This window comes from Gelidibacter sp., from assembly GCF_035577925.1.
Lineage (GTDB): Bacteria > Bacteroidota > Bacteroidia > Flavobacteriales > Flavobacteriaceae > Gelidibacter.
The window spans coordinates 1-2,821 of record NZ_DATJCY010000211.1 but is presented as its reverse complement, the minus strand read 5'-3'; the positions used below and the strand labels follow the sequence as shown (position 1 = coordinate 2,821).

Here is a 2,821-nt window from a genome sequence, read left to right as displayed (position 1 = left end):
AACGACGGCCAATCGGTATATGTGTATGGTAATTTCAATAATTATGCTTTGGAACCGGAAAACGAACTTCATTTTAATCCTGAAACAAGATTGTACGAATGTGCTTTCCGTTTAAAACAAGGATTTTACAATTACAAATATGTGGTAACCGACAAAAACGGTGTTCTCGATGAAGGTGCCATTAGTGGAAATTTTTATCAAACCGAAAACAACTATAAAGTTTTAGTGTATTACAGGGACCTTGGTGCGCGCTATGACCGACTAGTTGGCATGGGTGAAGCATCATCACTAAACATTTCAAATTAATGTTGAGCTACAAAAACGGAGTTACCATACGGATCTTATCAAAAGCAGTTACCAATTTGACCAAACCATTCCCTTTTGAAAGACTCGCAAAATCGCTATTTTTTTAAATGGAAAACCAAGCACTCTGTCATAAAAAGCTGTTAAAATTGATAATAACCAACATCTTAAGCAAAATAAACTGTCAAAATGATTGGAATTATACTATTTTAGCAACAATCTAAAAAACAATTCCCAATGGTCCAGCAAATAACTAGCGGCATCAAGATAAGTGTAGAGACTACATTTGAAGGTACTTTTTATAAAAACTACAAGGTCCATTTTGCTTTTGGCTATAAGGTGACCATAGAAAATCAAAGTAAAAACTCAGTGCAATTAAATTCGCGCCATTGGAGAATACTCGATGCTTTAAACAATATAGAAATTATTGAAGGTGAAGGTGTGATTGGCAAAAAACCGATTTTAAAACCTGGCGAAGCACACACCTATACTTCGGGATGCTTGCTTTCGTCGCCATTTGGTGCTATGCAAGGGCATTACAACATGGTTAATTTTGAAAACTCCAAAACATTTAAAGTCTATATTCCTTCCTTTAAACTGAGTGCTCCTTTTGCACTTAATTAAAAAGTTTGTGGTTTCTGAATTGACGTAAGATGAAAAGACGTAAGACGTAGGACGGCAATGTGAAGTTTATCTCATGACATGGTCTTCGATCAACAATCGTTAATCAACAATTTTTATTTCTAGTTTTTGAATTGACATAAGACGAAAAGACGTAAGACGTAGGACGGCAATGTGAAGTTTATCTCATGACATGGCCTTCGATCATCAATCGTTAATAACAATCTTTATTTCTGGTTTCTAAATTGACGTAAGACGAAAAGACGTAAGACGCAGGACTGCTTTCAAAATTTATTAAAACTTATCAAACATCTAACCACTGCCCTCTAAACCACTACCTTCTAAACGACTACCCTCTACCCACTATTTAATCTGTTGCAAGACAACTACCAAAATCCAATTCGATATTAAAAACCTGAATGGTCTTTACTTAAAACCTTAATGATTGAACACTTTTAAATCCAGAAAGAAACACTTGTACATTAACTTGTTTTTAGCAAAATATTGAGTTTAAAAACTTATAAATTTTGTATGTTTGTAATCATTTTTTTATAACTCACAAAAATTTAAAATACTCATGGGAAAAGGAATTTTCAAGGTACCTACAGCGGTCAACGAACCTATAAAAACATATGCTCCGGGAACCCCTGAACGCGAAGCTGTTTTAGCAGAATACTCTAAAATGTTCAATAGCAAAGTTGATGTGCCTCTTTATATCAACGGCAAATATGTGTCCACTGGAAACACCAGAACCATGTCGCCACCACACGACCACAAACATATTGTAGGGACTTATCATTTGGCAGAAAAAAGCCATGTTGATGAGGCGATTGCAACCGCTCTTGAGGCTAGAAAAACATGGTCTCAATTACCTTGGGAACATCGCGCCGGAATATTTCTTAAAGCTGCCGAATTGATTGCTGGTCCTTACCGCGCAAAAATCAATGCAGCCACCATGATTGCACAATCTAAAACCATCCATCAGGCAGAAATTGATTCAGCATGTGAACTCATCGATTTCTTGAGATTCAACGTGCAATATATGACAGAGATCTACAACGATCAACCAAAAAGCACAAGTGACGCCTGGAACCGAGTGGAGTACCGTCCTTTAGAAGGATTTACATATGCGGTTACACCATTTAACTTTACGGCAATTGCGGGCAACTTACCGTCATGTATGGCCTTAATGGGGAACGTAGTCATTTGGAAACCAAGCAACCATCAAATATATTCAGCTAAGGTCATTATGGATGTTTTTGAAGAAGCTGGTGTTCCTGCAGGAGTTATCAATGTTGTTTTTGGCGATCCAGCCATGATTACCGATACTATTATGGCAAGCCCAGATTTTTCCGGATTACATTATACAGGATCAACATCGGTTTTTCAGGATTTATGGAAAAAAATCGGGAATAATATTTCAAACTATAAAACCTATCCAAGAATTGTTGGCGAAACTGGAGGAAAAGACTTCATTGTTGCACACAAAACAGCACATCCAAAACAAGTGGCTACAGCTATTACACGAGGAGCTTTTGAATTTCAAGGCCAAAAATGTAGTGCGGCATCAAGAGCTTATATTCCTAAGAGCCTTTGGAGCCAAGTTAAAGACTACGTTATTGAGGACCTCAACTCCATCACCATGGGATCGCCTGAAGATATGGGCAACTTTGTAACTGCTGTCATCCATGAAGCTTCTTTTGATAAATTGGCAAGCTATATTGACCAAGCTAAAAACGACAAAAACGCTACAATTATTGCCGGTGGAAATTACGACAAGAGCAAAGGTTATTTTATTGAACCTACGGTAATAGAAACTACCGATCCGAAATACACGACCATGTGCACTGAACTCTTTGGCCCTGTGATTACGGTTTATGTTTATGAAGACAATGCT

Annotated in this window: 2 protein-coding genes and 1 pseudogene; all 3 read left to right on the top strand. The window is 37.3% G+C overall.

Annotated features, from left to right (window positions below):
• Window positions 1-306: pseudogene (locus VNJ50_RS08420) on the top strand (DUF5103 domain-containing protein); the annotation flags it as partial.
• Window positions 307-540: 234 nt separating this feature from the next.
• Window positions 541-927 (top strand): Co2+/Mg2+ efflux protein ApaG, encoded by a 387-nt coding sequence (gene apaG, locus VNJ50_RS08415; protein WP_325580866.1) that lies wholly within the window; start codon window positions 541-543, stop codon window positions 925-927.
• A gap of 574 nt (window positions 928-1,501) precedes the next feature.
• Window positions 1,502-2,821: aldehyde dehydrogenase family protein (locus tag VNJ50_RS08410; RefSeq protein ID WP_325580864.1), on the top strand; the 1,320-nt coding region annotated here is incomplete at its 3' end.

Bases quoted from the DNA above. Each gene is read 5' to 3' on its own strand.
- apaG (WP_325580866.1), top strand. From the start codon at position 541: ATGGTCCAGCAAATAACTAGCGGCATCAAGATAAGTGTAGAGACTACA.